This window comes from Janthinobacterium sp. BJB304 (assembly GCF_002735765.1).
Lineage (GTDB): Bacteria > Pseudomonadota > Gammaproteobacteria > Burkholderiales > Burkholderiaceae_D > Janthinobacterium.
In genome coordinates this window covers 19153-33586 of sequence record NZ_PDZN01000014.1, presented here as the reverse complement: position 1 = coordinate 33586, position 14434 = coordinate 19153, and the positions used below count along the sequence as shown (strand labels likewise).

The window sequence follows — 14434 nt, the reverse complement described above, 5'->3', positions numbered from 1 at the left end:
TGAAAGAAACAAAAAAGTATGCTCTAATATCGCCTCTTAAATGAAAAGCAATGTTTTCCGGACTGGCTGGCACAGGCGCACGGAGACAGGCGATGGGATAGCTCGATATGATGATGGAACACACTGGCATGGCGCTCAAGCGCGTGCCGCGCAATGACTGGAAGAAGGAATGCCGGCAGCTGCAGGGGCAGGTGGCGCAGCTCGAGGAGCGCTTGAAACGTCAGAGCGCCGACAGTTATGGCTTGCAAATGCTGTATGACCAACTGGTCAATGAAATCAAGCACCACCGCGACATGTTGCAGCTTGACAGCTTCGATGCGGATAAATCATCGCTCGTCTACACGCAAGCATGGCGCCGCTTCATGGCCGGCGACGCGCTCGACTATCAGACCCACCGCCACACGCATTCCAGCCGCCGTCCCACCTTGCTGTAGTGCGCTGCGCCGTTACAGTTCCGCCAGCGCCTTCACGTGCGCCGCCACGCTGCGGCCCAGGGACGACAGGTTGTAGCCCCCTTCGAGACAGCTGACGATGCGGCCCTTGCCATACTGATGGGCCACGGCCATCATCTGCTGCGTCATCCATGTGTAGTCGGCCTCCACCAGGCCCATGCCGCCCACGTCGTCTTCGCGGTGGGCATCGAAACCGGCGGAAATGAAAATCATCTGAGGCTGTTGCCGGTGCAGCGCCGGCAGCCAGTGGTCGAGCACCAGCTGGCGCACGGCGTCGCCCTTCGAGCGGGCCGGCACGGGCACGTTGACGCGCGTGTCGGTGTAGGATTCCACATCGCTGTACGGATAGAACGGGTGCTGGAAAAAACTCACCATCAGGATGCGCGGGTCGTGCGCCACGGACTCGGCCGTGCCATTGCCATGGTGCACGTCGAAGTCGACGATGGCAACGCGCTCGAGGCCACGCACGTCGAGCGCATGCTTGGCGGCGATGGCGACATTATTGAACAGGCAGAAACCCATCGGTTCGCTGGGCCGCGCATGGTGGCCGGGCGGGCGGATCGCGCAGAAGGCGTTGCTGATCTCGCCATCGATGACGGCATCCGTGGCTGCCACGGCCGAGCCGGCCGCAGCCAGTGCCGCCTCATAGCTGTGCGCATTGAGCAGGGTGTCGCCGTCGAGCGGATAGTAGTCGCCCTCCTGCGGCACATTGTCGCGCACCAGGCCGATGGCCGTGGCACTGTGGTTGCGCTCGATATCGGACAATTGCGCGCGCACGCCGTCACGATGCTCGACCAGGTCGCTGATGTGCGCAAGGATCAATTGATCGTTGATGGCCTGCAAGCGGGCCGGTGATTCTGGGTGCCAGTCGCCCATTTCATGGCGCTGGCAATCGGGATGGGTATAAATGGCTGTGCTCATGCGCTGTACTGGTTACCTCTGTCTCTGTCCATTCTCCGGGAACACTGCATGGCATTCCTGTTCGCCCTGCGCGTTCTCGCATAAAATCACTGGCTGGTCTGTGCCGCCGTCGCTGCCTCTCTAATCTACCACGTGCGCGCAACGGGCGGGCGGCACGACTTGACCTGGCCAAAGCGATTGTAAATTAAATAATCCGACTTACTGTGATAGAAATAGCATGTTTTCGAAAATACACCAGGCCGCACAGCAGATCGGCGAAGTTCTCGTCGGCAAACACTTGCAGATCCGCCAGGCCCTCGCCTGCGTGCTGGCCGGCGGCCACCTGCTGATCGAAGACGTGCCCGGCGTGGGCAAGACAACCCTGGCCCACGCGCTGGCCATCTCGCTGGGCCTGCAATGGAAGCGCCAGCAATTCACCAGCGACCTGCTGCCCGCCGATGTGGCCGGCATGAGCGTGTATGACCGGGGCAGCGGCAGCTTCCTCTTTCATCCCGGCCCCCTGTTCACACAAGTGCTGCTGGCCGACGAGATCAACCGCGCCACGCCGAAGACGCAATCGGGCCTGCTCGAAGCGATGGAAGAGCGGCAAGTGACGCTCGACGGCGTCACGCATGCGCTGCCGCAGCCGTTTTTCGTCATTGCCACGCAGAACTGCGCGCACCAGCTGGGCACCTTCCCCCTGCCCGAATCGCAGCTCGACCGTTTTCTCATGTGCGTCACCCTGGGCTACCCCGATGCGGCCGCCGAACGGGCGCTGCTGCTGGGCGCCGACCGCCGCGCCATGCTGCACACCTTGCCTGCCGTCATGAACGCGGAAGAATTGCTGCAGGCGCAAGCGGGCCTGCGCGCCATCCACGCCTCGGCCGCCGTCGTCGACTACGTGCTGGCCCTCGTGCATGCCACGCGCGCGCCGGGCGTGTTTGCCGATGGCCTGAGCCCACGCGCCGCATTGGCGCTGCTGCAGGCGGCGCGCGCCTGGGCCGCGCTGGCCGGACGCGACCACGTCACGCCCGACGATGTGCAAGCCGTGCTGCTGCCCGTCTGCGCCCACCGCCTGCATGCGGCGCAAGGCTCGCTGGATAGCCGCGCGCTGCTGCAGCACATGCTGTTGAGCATTCCCGTCTGAGCGGCATGCGCTGGCGCAATATCTCTTGGCTGCCGGCGCGTCCCTGGCTGGGCGCGCAGCGCGTGCACATCCGCCCTTCGCGCGCGGGCCTGGCGTTTGCCGCGCTGCTGCTGGCGCTGTGGATCGCCGCCGTCAATTACCGCCTGGGCCTCGGTTATGCGCTCACGTATTTCGCCGCCGCCTGCGCCATCGCCGACATGCTGTTTGCCAGCCGCAACCTGGCGGGCCTGGCGCTGGCCGCCACGCCGGGCAGCCCCGTGTTCGCGGGCAGCCACGCCTTGTGCACCTTGCGCCTGATCAACCGCAGCGCGCGCCCGCGCCATGCGATCCACCTTGCCATCAGCGGTGTAGAGGCAGCGCCCAGCCTGGCCGATATCGCCGCCCACGGGGAAACGGCCGTCAGCATCGTCGTAACGGCGCGGCAACGCGGCTGGCTCGATGCGCCCTCCGTGCGCCTGTCCGGCAGTTTTCCGCTGGGCCTGTTTGTGGCATGGTGCCACTGGCAGCCCGACGCGCGCGTGCTCGTGTATCCGCAGCCAGAACAGGGCGCGCCGCCGCTGCCCTTGCCTGCCTTCACGGTGCGGCCGGCAAAGCAGGCATGGCAGCCAGACTCGCCCGATGGCACCCTGGAACTGGCCGGCGTGCGCGCCTACCGGCCCGGCGACCCTTTGCACCGCCTGGCCTGGCGCCAGATCGCCCGCCACGACGGCGAGCACGTATTCAGCAAGCAATTCCAGCCTGCCGCCGGCGCTCCCGCAGGCGCAGCCCATGGCAGCATCGTGTTCGAGCACGCCTCGCTGCACGCGCTGGCGCCGGAAGCGCGCCTGTCGCGCCTGGCCGCCTGGGTGCTGCAGGCGGAACGCAAGGGCCTGCCATATGGCTTGCGCCTGGGCGCGCTGACCTTGGCGCCGGCCCTGGGCGCCAGCCACCGCGACGCCTGTTTGCGCGCACTGGCCCTGCACGACTTACCTCCCAGCAAGGAGTCACCATGATCCGCTGGTTCAACAGCTTGCCGCGCGAGAAAGCCGACATTGTGCTGCTGTTGCTGGCGGCCGCCATGGTGCTGGCTCCGCACGCGCTGCACCTGCCCCCATGGCTGTCGATGGCAAGCGCCGCCCTGCTGCTGTGGCGCGCCGTCATTACCGTGCGGGGCAGGCGCCAGCCGCAGCTAACCCTGCTTGCGCCGCTGGCCCTGCTCGGCATTGCCGGCGTCTACGCCAGCTATGGCACCGTGCTGGGACGCGATCCCGGCGTGACCATGCTGGCCCTGCTGCTGGCCTTGAAATCGCTGGAAATGCATGGCCGGCGCGACATCTTCGTCTTCGTCTTCCTCAGTTTTTTCCTTCTGCTGGCGAACTTTTTCCATACGCAAGGCATCCTCAGCGCTGCCTGGATGCTGGCCACCGTCATCGTCCTGCTGGCCGCCCTGCTGTCGGCACAGTACGGCGCCGTGCAGCCCCGCCTGGCGCAACGGTTAAATTTGCTGGGACGCATGCTGGCACTGGCCGTCCCCCTGTCGGCCGTCATGTTTCTTGCCGTGCCACGCGTCGACGGCCCCCTGTGGGGCGCCGCACCAGAAGACGCGCAGGCACGCACGGGCTTGTCCGACAGCATGCAGCCGGGCGCCATCGCCTCGCTGGCCCTGTCAAGCGACCCTGTCTTCACGGCCCGTTTCAGCACGCCGATCCCGCCGCAAGACCAGCTGTATTGGCGCGGCGTGGTGCTGGGCGACTTCGACGGCGCCACCTGGACGCGCAGGGGGGCGAAGGGGCGCGCGCCTGCCAGCGACAGCCGCATCGACATCGCGCTGGAAGGCCAGCCCAGCCAATACGAAGTGACCTTGCAGGCGAGCGGCCAGCGGCGCATCTTCGCGCTTGACGTGCCGCGCAGCATCGAACGCTTGCCCGGCAACCCGTATGTCGTGTCTTCGGCGCTGGAAGTGCTGACCATACAGCCCATTACTTCGACCGTGCGTTACCGCGCCAGTTCCCAAGCGCGCTACCGGCTGCAGGCCGGCTTGTCGGCCGCGCAGCAACAGCCATGGCTGGCCTTGCCCGCTGGCAGCAATCCGCGCAGCGTGGCCTGGGCCCGTGCCCTGCGCGGCCATGGCGCGCACGCGCTGGCGCCCGCCGACGCCGTCGCCGCCGTGCTCGAGCACTTTCGCCGCGCGCCCTTCCGCTACACCCTGCAGCCGCCGCTGCTGGGCAAGCATGGCGTCGACGACTTCCTGTTTCGCACGCAGGCGGGTTTTTGCGAACATTACGCGGGCAGCTTTGTCGTGCTGATGCGCGCCATGGGCATCCCCGCGCGCGTCGTCACCGGTTACCAGGGCGGCTCACGCAACAGTGACGGCGCCAGCCTGACGGTGCGCCAGTCCGACGCCCATGCGTGGAGCGAAGTGTGGCTGGCGGGCCGGGGCTGGGTGCGCATCGATCCCACCGGCGCCGTCGCGCCCCTGCGCACGGAGCGCAACCTCGACGCCGCCCTGCCGCCGGCCCCGTCGCCGCTGACGGCGTGGCGCGCTCTGGCCGGCCTCGACGGCGGCGCGCACGGGGCGCTTGCCGCCTGGCGCCAGCAATGGCAGCAGGCCGAGCACGCCTGGAGCAGCTGGGTACTCGACACCACGCCGCAACGCCAGCGCGCCATGCTCGATCACTTGAAAAACTTGCCAGCGAAGCAGCTGGCATGCGCTTGCGCCGTGCTGGCCGTGCTGTCCGCCGTGGCCGGTGGACTGGTCTGGTGGCGGCAGGCGCGGCAAGGCGATCCGCTCGACGCCCTGTATGCACAATTTTGCCGCCAGCAGGCGCGGCGCGGCTACAGCCGTGCGCCGCATGAAGGTCCGCACGGTTATGCTGCACGGTTGGCCGCAGGCAAGGCCACACAAGAGGCGCATGCCGCCATCGCACAGTTTCTGGCAATCTATGCCGCGATGAAGTATGGTAATGCCCACCCAGACGAACAACTCCGCGCGCGGCGCAGCTTGCGCCGCCTGTTAACCCAATGCCGATGAGACGCTCCTTGTTACCGATCAAAACCTCCGCCCTGTCCCTGCTCCTCTCCCTTCCCCTGTGCCTGACGACCGCGCACGCTGGCGAAAACAGCCATATTTCCGCTGCCGACCGCGCCCGCGCCGTGCGCGCGGCCAAGGCCCCGCCCGCCAAGGCGACAGCCAAGAAAGCACCGGCAAAATTCGACTTCGAAGGCGAGTTTGTCGACTATGCCAACTGGAAAGAAGTACGCGCCTTCCTCGACGACATGTCCGCCAAGCATGGCTTTGACCGCGCCGGGCTCGATACCCTGATCGGCAAGGTGCGCTATGTCGAGTCGACCGTGCAGCTGATGAAGCCGGCGCCGCCCGGCAAGCCGAAGAACTGGCAAGCGTACAGCGCCCGCTTCATCGAGCCGGTGCGCATCAATGCGGGCGTGAAATTCTGGGAAGAGAATGCGGAAGCGCTGGGGCGCGCCGAGCGCGAATATGGCGTGCCGGCCGAGATCATCGTCGGCATCATCGGCGTGGAAACCGTGTACGGACGCAATACGGGCCGTTTCCGCGTGCTCGACGCGCTGACGACCCTGGCATTTTCCTATCCGGACAGCCCGACCCGCGCCGCGCGCATGGAATTTTTCAAGGGAGAACTGGAAAGCGCGCTGCTGTACGCGCGCAAGGATGGCATCGATCCCTTGACCCTGCTCGGCTCGTATGCGGGCGCCATCGGCCTGCCTCAATTCATGCCCAGCAGCATCATGAAATATGCGGTGGACTTCGATGGCGATGGCCATATCGACCTGCGTAATTCCACGGCCGACGCCATCGGCAGCGTCGCGCATTTCCTCGTCGAACATGGCTGGCGGCGCGACGACCCGGCCATCAGCACGTATCCCGTCACCGTGTCGGCCAGCCGCACGTGGGAAAAGTTCGTCGGCCAGGGCTTGCAAGCCAAATACCGGCTGGGGGAATTGCAGGAAGCCGGCGTGAGCGCCGCCCCGTCCACGCCCCAGAACATGTTGTTTGGCTTGATCGATTTACAAAATGGTTCAGAAGCAACTGAGTATCACTTGGCAACCAATAACTTCTTTGCTATAACTCAGTACAACAGAAGTTATTTTTATGCCATGTCAGTGATTGACCTGGGCAAGGCCATCACTCAAGTGCGCGCACACTAACCGAAAGTCAGTGTAAAGTTATAATATTACTTGTAAGAAAGCGTAAGCGATGTTGAAGCGACCGGCAAACAGGTCTATGGTGGGGCCGATAACATGTGCCAGCCTTGCTCGCCAGCCTTTGTGCGGCACGGGATGCAGTAGTGGTTTTATACTTAACTTTTGTCAAAGTACAATTTTTGTTCTATCATAGAGCATAATAAAGAATAAATAGGTGTTGCAGCTAGACAACACCGGTTCTGTACAAAGCAAGATTAGCGGGCTTTCCCGCCTGAAATTGAATCCTGTTGTACAATTGTGTATATATCATGAAAAACTGTATCCCGGATCGTACCGTGTGTGAATTCGTTCCTTTTAGTAAAGAATGAACATGAACGCAGCAAGAGCGAGCTCCGAGTGTTTTTTACTTTGCAGTGCAACTACAGAAGGAACAATAACATCATGACAAACCAAGTCGGCATTGATATGAACAGCGATTCGGACTCCGACGATCTGCTTCAGTACAACCCAAACAGACTGCTCGATACCCTGATCGAAAACCTGCGCCTGAAAAACGACGCAGCCTTGTCCCGCGCGCTGGAAGTGGCGCCACCGGTCATCAGTAAAATTCGCCACCACCGCCTGCCGGTCGGCGCATCGCTGCTGATCCGCATGCACGAAGTCAGCGACCTGAGCATCCGCGACCTGCGTTACCTGATGGGTGACCGTCGTAACAAATTCCGCATCAGCGACAAACAATTCAAGCCAAAAGAAGGCGAAACGCCACAAGGCTGATCCTGCCAGTTCGCAGGTTTTCCCTCCCCGCCATGGGGAGGGGGTATTTCCAGCAGTTCTCAGGCCGTTCTGGCCGATCTCACTTCACATCCTTCGCCGTTACGCAGGGAAAACACCTGTGGACAGATATCTGTCGCCGCGGTCGCAGACGACGAACACGATGGTCGCGTTTTCCACCGTTTGCGAGATGCGCAGCGCGATTTCGCACGCGCCGGCCGCCGAGATGCCGCAGAACAAGCCCTCTTCCGCCGCCAGGCTGCGCGCCATGCGCTCGGCCACGCCCTGGCTCACGTACTCCACCTGGTCCACGCGCGATTTGTCGTAAATTTTCGGCAAGTACGCTTCCGGCCACTTGCGGATGCCGGGAATCTGCGAGCCTTCCTCGGGCTGGGCGCCGATGATCTGGATGGCGGGATTTTGCTCCTTCAAATAGCGCGACACGCCCATGATGGTGCCCGTCGTGCCCATGGCGCTGACGAAATGCGTGACCTGGCCATTCGTATCGCGCCAGATTTCCGGTCCCGTGCTTTCATAGTGGGCGCGCGAATTGTCTTCGTTGGCGAACTGGTCGAGGATGACGCCGCGGCCGTCCTTCTGCATCTGCTCGGCCAGGTCGCGCGCATATTCCATGCCGCCCGTCTTCGGCGTCAATAAAATGTCGGCGCCGTAGGCGGCCATGCTCTGGCGGCGCTCCACGCTCAGGTTGTCAGGCATCAGCAACAGCATCTTGTAACCGCGCAAGGCGGCGGCCATGGCCAGCGCGATGCCCGTATTGCCGCTGGTCGCCTCGATCAGGGTATCGCCCGGCTTGATGACGCCGCGCTCTTCAGCGCGCTTGAGCATGGACATGGCCGCGCGGTCCTTCACGGAGCCGGCCGGATTGTTGCCTTCCAGCTTGCCCAGGATGACGTTGTTGCGCGCAAGCGCATCGGCACCCGGCAAGCGCGTCAGTTGCACCAGCGGGGTATTGCCTATCGTATCTTCAAGTGTCTTGTAAGCCATCGTGTCTGTTTGAGTAGATTCAACAAAGACCCATTCTAATATGAGATGCTGGACGGCGTATCGCTGATCGGCGGCGGCATTCGGGCCCGCGCGCGTGCGCGGCTGCGCCGCCATTGGCCGCATGGCGCCTGCCGCCCCGCCATTTCCGGGCGTGCGCAAGGGGTATTGCGGCAGGCGCGCGCCGCATGCGCTAGACTCGCCACTGTTAGTTATTTTTGTTATTTGCTTATTCAGCCTCCGAACGGACCCGCCATGGCCAGCAGCACACCCGAATTCATTCCCGAAACGACGCAGGACGATCCCGTCCAGTTCGCCACGCTCGACTTGCAGGGCCGCAGCCACCAGATCTCGCCCGTTTTCAATGCGCTCGAACTGCAGCGCTTGCAGCGCTACGGCACGCGGCGGCGCTTTGCCGACGGCGAAACGCTGTTCGAGGCGGGCAGCAGTAGCTTTGGCATGCTGGTGATACTGTCCGGGCGGGTCAGCATCACGCGCCACGAAGTGCTGGGGCAGGCGTCCGTGCTGCGCGAAGTGGGCGTCGGCCACTTCATTGCCGAGGTGGCGCAATTGTCCGGCCGCCCCACCCTCGTCAACGGCAGCGCCGTGGGCGAGGTGGAATTGCTCGACATCAGTTCGGAATCCTTGCGCGCGCTGATCGTGGCCGAGGCGGAGATGGGCGAACGCATCGTGCGCGCCCTGATCCTGCGCCGCGTGGCGCTGATCGAATCGAATTCGGGCGGCCCCGTGCTGGTGGGCCCGCGCGGCAATGGCAATCTGTTCCACCTGCAAAGCTTTTTATCGAGCAATGGCCATCCGCACACGGTGCTCGATCCGGCCAGCGATGCGGCGGCCGCCGCGCTGGCCGGGCGCTACCAGCCCACGCCGCAGGAATGGCCGCTGGTGGTCTGTCCGGACGGCAAGATCATGAAGAATCCCGGCAATGCGGAACTGGGACGTTGCCTGGGCATGCTGCCCGATTTGTCCGGCGACAAAATCTTCGACGTGCTGGTGGTGGGCGCCGGTCCCGCCGGCCTGGCCACGGCCGTGTATGCGGCCTCGGAAGGGCTATCGGTGCTGGCGCTCGAGCAGCGCGCGTACGGCGGCCAGGCGGGCGCCAGCGCGCGCATCGAAAATTACCTGGGTTTTCCCACCGGCATCTCTGGCCGGGCCCTGGCAGGACGGGCCTACGTGCAGGCGCAAAAATTCGGCGTCGAGATCGCCACGCCGGCCAGCGCCGCCAATTTGCTGTGCGACAGCTGGCCGCTGCGCGTCAAGCTGTGCGACGGCACCCAGGTGCGCGCCCGCACGGTGGTGCTGTCGTGCGGCGCGCGCTACCGCCGCCCCTCGCTGGCCAACCTGAAAACGTATGAGGGACGGGGCGTGTATTACTGGGCGTCGCCCATCGAAGCCAAGCTGTGCCGGCAGGAAGAGATCATCCTGGTCGGCGGCGGCAATTCGGCCGGCCAGGCCGCCGTGTTTCTCTCAAGCCATGCCGCAAAGGTCCACATGGTGATCCGCGGCGAGGGCCTGGCGGCCAGCATGTCGAGCTATTTGATCGAGCGCATCGCCGCCACGCACAACATCACCTTGCACACGCACACGGAAATCATCGCCCTCGAAGGCGATGACGATGGCTTGACGGAGGTGCGCTGGCGCAACAACCAGACGGGCAAGGAATGCGATTGCGCCGTGCGCCGCGTATTCCTGTTTGTCGGCGCCGATCCGAACACGGACTGGCTGCACGACTGCGCCGTGGCCGTCGACGAACAGGGCTTTATCCGCACGGGCTTCGACGTCACGCGCGCCGAATGCCGCGCCCACGGCCATGCCGCGCATTTAGCCTACCCGCCCCCCGACTTGCCGGAACGGGCCGCGCTGGAAACGAGCGTGCCGGGCGTGTTCGCCATCGGCGACGTGCGGGCCGGTTCCACCAAGCGCGTGGCTGCCGCCGTGGGCGAAGGCGCGGCCGTCGTTTCCCAGATCCACGGTTTCCTTGCCCGCTTGCCTGTCAACAGCGCCTAGCGCAAGGGCATGGGATAGGTGGCCACGCTGACATTGCCGTCGCGGTCGATGGCCTGGACGCCAAAGAAATAATTGTCTTTCGACAGCTTGACCTTGGCCTCGGTGACCTTGCCCACATCCTGCGCGCCCTGCCACTGGTCGGCCGTCGTGGCGCGCCACACGATGCGGTAACCGGCCAGATCCGGTTCCGTGTTCGGCTGCCAGACCAGTGCAGTGGCGTTTTCCAGCTGGGCCGTGCGCACCTGCACGCCGGCGGGCGCGGCCGGCGCCAGGGCCAGTGACGCGAGCGCCGCCGCATTTACGCGCGCCACTTTCGCCACGTAGTCATAGTCGACGAATTGCGGCAGGTCGCCGTACTGCACGCCATTTTCCACGCGCACATCCTGGTGCTGGTGAGCAAAATCCTCGTGCGGTTCCGTAAAGCGCAGCGCCGCGTAGCCTTGCGCCAGAAACGGCATATGGTCGCCGCCGCGCAGGTAGCGGTCGGCGCGCTGGATGACGTTGACCTTGAAACCGGGAACGTAGCGCTCGCCCACCTGTTTCACATGGCGCGCCAGCTGGCGCGAGAGCGAATCGTTTTCGCCGCCCGTCGCCACCAGGGCACGCACGCCGTCGCTCATCTCCTTCACGGCCGGGATACCCTCGGCAAACAGCCGCACCTGGCCGCCATCGACCGTTCCGTCTTCCGCGCGCGAACTGCCGATGATGTCGTTATTGAGCATGCCGGCGATGTTGAGTTTATTTAACTTCGCCTGCTGCGCCCAGTGGCCGGAACCCAACAAACCCTGTTCCTCGGCCGCCACGGCCATGAAGACGAGCGTGGCGTCGAACTGGTGGCGCGCCATCACGCACGCCATTTCAATGACGGCCGCCGTGCCCGAGGCGTCATCGTTGGCCCCGGGCGCGTCGCCCTGCGCATCCATCACGTCGGTGGCGCGCGAGTCATAATGGCCGCTGACGACATAGATGCGCCCGGCCGACTGCGGCTGGCTGCCCGGCAGGGTCGCCACCACGTTGACGATTTCCGTCGGCCGCGCAATGCGTTTCGACACTGGCGCGATATGGCTGTCGAACGCCACCTGCAGCCGTCCGCCCGCCTGCGCGCCGCAGCGTTCCAGTTCCGCCTTGATCCAGCGCCGGGCCGCGCCGATGCCGCGCGTGTCGGACACGGTATCGGACATGGTGTGGCGCGTCCCGAAACTGACCAGCTTGCGCACATGCGCCTCGATGCGCTGCGGCGAGATGTCGGCCACCAGCTGCCGTATCTGCTGCTGCGCCGGTTCGGCGCCCGGCGCAGCCGCCACACTCGCCGACAGCATGGCTGCCGTCATTGCCGTCATTGCCGTCACAATCCCTGCCATGCCGCCGTCTCCCGATGATTGATTGAGTTGGCCATTCTCGCATTTTTGACGGCAGGCAAGGATGTTCCAGGTCGAAAATCGTGCATTGTAGAAACTGCTACAATCGGCCACTCCCCCGTTCACGAAAGACACTGCATGCGCCAGACTGCCCTCCATCCCGCACGCCGCAGCATGTGCGCGGTCCGTTGACGGTGCGCAGCATGCTCGTCAAATTGCTGCTGCTGGCCACCTTGTTTGCCGTGCTCAGCATCGCTGCCCTGTACAGCTACGGGCGCTTCGCCGAACGTTCGCTGGGCGCGCCGGGAACGGCCTTGCCCGTGGCGACGGATGCCACCCTGCTCGACCGCGTGCTGGCGCCGCAGTTGGCACAACGCCCGGGCCACAGCGGCACGGCCCTGATCGACGACAACCTGGAAGCGTTTGCCCTGCGCGCCCTGAGCGCGCGCGAAGCGGGCCGCAGCATCGACCTGCAATACTACATCTGGCATAACGACGTCACGGGACGCCTGCTGGTGCGCGAACTGCTGCGCGCGGCTGACCGCGGCGTACGCGTGCGCGTGCTGCTCGACGATATCAACGCACGGGGCCAGGACGCCGCCATCCTCGCGCTCGACAGCCATCCGCTGATCGACGTGCGCATCTTCAATCCAAGCCGCAACCGCGACGGCATCTGGTGGCGCGCCGTGGAAATGGCCTTGCGCGCCGTCAGCCTGAACCGGCGCATGCACAACAAGGCCTGGATCGTCGACGGCAGGGTGGCCCTCGTCGGCGGGCGCAATATCGGCGATGAATATTTTGATGCCGCCGAGCAAGTCAATTTCCAGGATGCCGACTTGCTGCTGGTCGGACCCGCCGTGCAGCAGACGAGCGACATCTTCGACCGCTTCTGGAACAGCCGCGCCGTCCTCCCCATCGGCGCCTTGCACGCCGGCAAGGACGCGGGCGCGCCGGAACTGCAGGCTGTGCGTGCGCGCCTCGATGCGCTCACGGGCGAAGTGGGCGCTTCCCCCTACCTCCAGCAGCTGACCGATGCGGGCCAGCTGCAGGCCCACCTCGATGGCCGGCTGCGCCTGCACTGGAGCGGGCAAGTGCAGGTGCTGTCGGACCCGCCGGAAAAAGCCGCGCCCGTGGCCAGTTTGCAGCGCAGCGAGCACTGGCTCATGCACAGCCTGCTGCCGCTGCTGACGGACGCGCGCGAGGAAGCGCTGCTGACCTCGCCCTACTTCGTGCCCGGCGCGGCGCTGAGCACGATGCTGGCCGACAAGGTCGCGGCCGGCGTCCAGGTCCAGGTGCTGACCAACTCGCTGGCCGCCACCGACGTGGCCCTCGTGCATGCGGGCTATGCGCGCTACCGCCAGGCGCTGTTGGGTGGCGGCGTCGCCCTGTTTGAATTGAAGACCCAGCACCGCAAGCGCATCAGCCTGATGGGGTCGAGCCGCGCCAGCCTGCATACCAAGGCCGTGGTGGTCGATGGCCAGCGGGGCTTCGTCGGTTCCTTCAACCTCGATCCCCGCTCGGCCCAGCTGAATACGGAAATGGGCGTGCTGTTCGACGATGCCGCGCTGGCGGCCGACATGCGCGCGCTGTTCCTGCATTCGACGGCGAGCGACACCAGCTATCGATTGTTCCTCGACAACGGCGCCCTGCGCTGGTCCGACGCCACCGAGCAGCCCGCCAAAGTGTGGACGCACGATCCGGAGTCAGGCTTCTGGCGCCGCCTGCTGGTGTCCGTGATGCGCTGGCTGCCGATCGAATCGCAGCTGTAGGTGTATAAAAAAAACCCCGCGCGGCCGGTACCACGCGGGGTTTTCTTCTCGTGCTGCGCGGCACCACCACGCAACACGCTTTACGACAAAACGCTTATTTTTTCTCGGCTTCCGCTTTCTTCGCCTCGGCGGCAGCCAGTTTCGCTTCTTTCTTCGCGGCAGCGGCAGCAGCCTTCGCTTCTTTCTTGGCAGCGGCAGCTTCCTTCTTCGCTTCGGCAGCCGTTTTCACGGGAGCGGCATCGGCCGCTGCGGCGGCAGGTGCGGCGGCAGGCACCACCTTGGCGGCGGCAGCTTCTTTCTTGGCGGCAGCGGCGGCAGCCTTGGCTTCTTTCTTCGCGGCAGCAGCTTCTTTTTTCGCTTCAGCGGCTGTCTTGGCTGGCGCCGCAGCGGTGTCGGTCGCAGCAGCTGGCTTCGGTGCGGCTTCTTTCGCTGCAACTTCCTTCACAGCAGCCTCCTTTTTTGCCGGGGCAGCTTTCGCCGCCGGAGCGGGCGCCGCCGGCGCGCCGGACTTGGCCTGGCCATTCACTTGCAAGCCCGCTTCCGACAACTTCACGGAACTTTTCGGACCGATGCCCTTCACGCGGCTTTCAAAATCGGCCCAATCCTTGAAGGCGCCGCCCTTGGCACGCTCGTCGATGATGGCTTTCGACGTCACGGGGCCGATGCCCTTGACGCTGTCGAGTGCCGCCTGGTCCGCCTTGTTGACATCGACCTGGGCAAAGGCAAAGCCCATCGTCGCGATCAAGGTGGCGATGGCCAGCAGTATTTTTTTGAACATGGGTATCTCTCCGTGGTGTGGTTTCAAGATGACTCGAACGCAAGGGAAGAGCAGCGCCTTAACGGCTTTAA

General features: G+C 64.6%; 12 protein-coding genes. 8 read left to right on the top strand and 4 right to left on the bottom strand.

Annotated features, from left to right (window positions below; translation table 11 throughout):
• The first annotated feature begins 107 nt into the window (after positions 1-107).
• The gene (locus CSQ95_RS17195) at positions 108-434 is read left to right on the top strand and encodes a hypothetical protein (RefSeq protein ID WP_099410381.1); all 327 of its coding nucleotides are present in this window, start codon (positions 108-110) and stop codon (positions 432-434) included.
• 12 nt (positions 435-446) lie between these two features.
• Here CSQ95_RS17195 and CSQ95_RS17190 read toward each other — a convergent pair whose 3' ends face one another.
• Positions 447-1373, bottom strand: a complete 927-nt coding sequence (locus CSQ95_RS17190) for a histone deacetylase family protein (protein WP_070219411.1) — start codon at positions 1371-1373, stop codon at positions 447-449.
• Positions 1374-1590: 217 nt separating this feature from the next.
• On the opposite strand from CSQ95_RS17190, the gene CSQ95_RS17185 reads away from it, so the two are divergent.
• The 5 genes from CSQ95_RS17185 to CSQ95_RS17165 all read left to right on the top strand — a co-directional run bounded on the left by CSQ95_RS17185 (position 1591) and on the right by CSQ95_RS17165 (position 7434).
• A complete protein-coding gene (locus tag CSQ95_RS17185) occupies positions 1591-2499 on the top strand; it encodes a MoxR family ATPase (RefSeq protein ID WP_070219410.1) in 909 nt (302 codons plus the stop codon).
• Positions 2500-2504: 5 nt separating this feature from the next.
• Positions 2505-3491 carry a DUF58 domain-containing protein gene (locus CSQ95_RS17180; RefSeq protein WP_099410380.1) on the top strand — a complete coding sequence of 329 codons (987 nt, stop codon included), beginning with the start codon at positions 2505-2507 and terminating at the stop codon, positions 3489-3491.
• Entirely contained in the window at positions 3488-5509 is a 2022-nt protein-coding gene (locus tag CSQ95_RS17175; protein ID WP_099410379.1) for a transglutaminaseTgpA domain-containing protein, read from the top strand. Before CSQ95_RS17180 ends, CSQ95_RS17175 begins: the two co-directional genes overlap by 4 nt.
• Entirely contained in the window at positions 5500-6663 is a 1164-nt protein-coding gene (gene mltB / locus CSQ95_RS17170; protein WP_099410378.1) for a lytic murein transglycosylase B, read from the top strand. The genes CSQ95_RS17175 and mltB overlap by 10 nt, the downstream gene beginning before the upstream one ends.
• Before the next feature lie 438 nt (positions 6664-7101).
• Positions 7102-7434, top strand: coding sequence for a hypothetical protein (locus CSQ95_RS17165; RefSeq protein ID WP_034751784.1), 333 nt, complete (start codon positions 7102-7104; stop codon positions 7432-7434).
• Between the two features lie 99 nt (positions 7435-7533).
• On the opposite strand, the gene cysM is transcribed toward CSQ95_RS17165, so the two are convergent.
• Complete coding sequence (cysM, locus tag CSQ95_RS17160; protein ID WP_035825682.1) at positions 7534-8436, bottom strand: cysteine synthase CysM; 903 nt, start codon at positions 8434-8436, stop codon at positions 7534-7536.
• A gap of 252 nt (positions 8437-8688) precedes the next feature.
• On the opposite strand from cysM, the gene CSQ95_RS17155 reads away from it, so the two are divergent.
• Positions 8689-10458: an FAD-dependent oxidoreductase gene (locus tag CSQ95_RS17155; RefSeq protein WP_099410377.1), complete on the top strand. Its 1770-nt coding sequence runs from the start codon at positions 8689-8691 to the stop codon at positions 10456-10458.
• On the opposite strand, the gene CSQ95_RS17150 is transcribed toward CSQ95_RS17155, so the two are convergent.
• Positions 10455-11819, bottom strand: a complete 1365-nt coding sequence (locus CSQ95_RS17150) for a M20/M25/M40 family metallo-hydrolase (RefSeq protein WP_099410376.1) — start codon at positions 11817-11819, stop codon at positions 10455-10457. The genes CSQ95_RS17155 and CSQ95_RS17150 overlap by 4 nt on opposite strands.
• Before the next feature lie 200 nt (positions 11820-12019).
• Between CSQ95_RS17150 and CSQ95_RS17145 the strand changes: the two genes are divergently transcribed.
• Positions 12020-13585 carry a phospholipase D family protein gene (locus tag CSQ95_RS17145; RefSeq protein WP_099410479.1) on the top strand — a complete coding sequence of 522 codons (1566 nt, stop codon included), beginning with the start codon at positions 12020-12022 and terminating at the stop codon, positions 13583-13585.
• Positions 13586-13679: 94 nt separating this feature from the next.
• On the opposite strand, the gene CSQ95_RS17140 is transcribed toward CSQ95_RS17145, so the two are convergent.
• Entirely contained in the window at positions 13680-14363 is a 684-nt protein-coding gene (locus tag CSQ95_RS17140) for a helix-hairpin-helix domain-containing protein (protein WP_099410375.1), read from the bottom strand.
• Positions 14364-14434 lie beyond the last annotated feature (71 nt).

Bases quoted from the DNA above. Each gene is read 5' to 3' on its own strand.
- CSQ95_RS17140 (WP_099410375.1), bottom strand. From the start codon at position 14,363: ATGTTCAAAAAAATACTGCTGGCCATCGCCACCTTGATCGCGACGATG.
- CSQ95_RS17175 (WP_099410379.1), top strand. From the start codon at position 3,488: ATGATCCGCTGGTTCAACAGCTTGCCGCGCGAGAAAGCCGACATTGTG.
- CSQ95_RS17150 (WP_099410376.1), bottom strand. From the start codon at position 11,819: ATGGCAGGGATTGTGACGGCAATGACGGCAATGACGGCAGCCATGCTG.
- CSQ95_RS17155 (WP_099410377.1), top strand. From the start codon at position 8,689: ATGGCCAGCAGCACACCCGAATTCATTCCCGAAACGACGCAGGACGAT.
- CSQ95_RS17185 (WP_070219410.1), top strand. From the start codon at position 1,591: ATGTTTTCGAAAATACACCAGGCCGCACAGCAGATCGGCGAAGTTCTC.
- cysM (WP_035825682.1), bottom strand. From the start codon at position 8,436: ATGGCTTACAAGACACTTGAAGATACGATAGGCAATACCCCGCTGGTG.
- mltB (WP_099410378.1), top strand. From the start codon at position 5,500: ATGCCGATGAGACGCTCCTTGTTACCGATCAAAACCTCCGCCCTGTCC.
- CSQ95_RS17195 (WP_099410381.1), top strand. From the start codon at position 108: ATGATGATGGAACACACTGGCATGGCGCTCAAGCGCGTGCCGCGCAAT.
- CSQ95_RS17165 (WP_034751784.1), top strand. From the start codon at position 7,102: ATGACAAACCAAGTCGGCATTGATATGAACAGCGATTCGGACTCCGAC.
- CSQ95_RS17180 (WP_099410380.1), top strand. From the start codon at position 2,505: ATGCGCTGGCGCAATATCTCTTGGCTGCCGGCGCGTCCCTGGCTGGGC.
- CSQ95_RS17190 (WP_070219411.1), bottom strand. From the start codon at position 1,373: ATGAGCACAGCCATTTATACCCATCCCGATTGCCAGCGCCATGAAATG.
- CSQ95_RS17145 (WP_099410479.1), top strand. From the start codon at position 12,020: ATGCTCGTCAAATTGCTGCTGCTGGCCACCTTGTTTGCCGTGCTCAGC.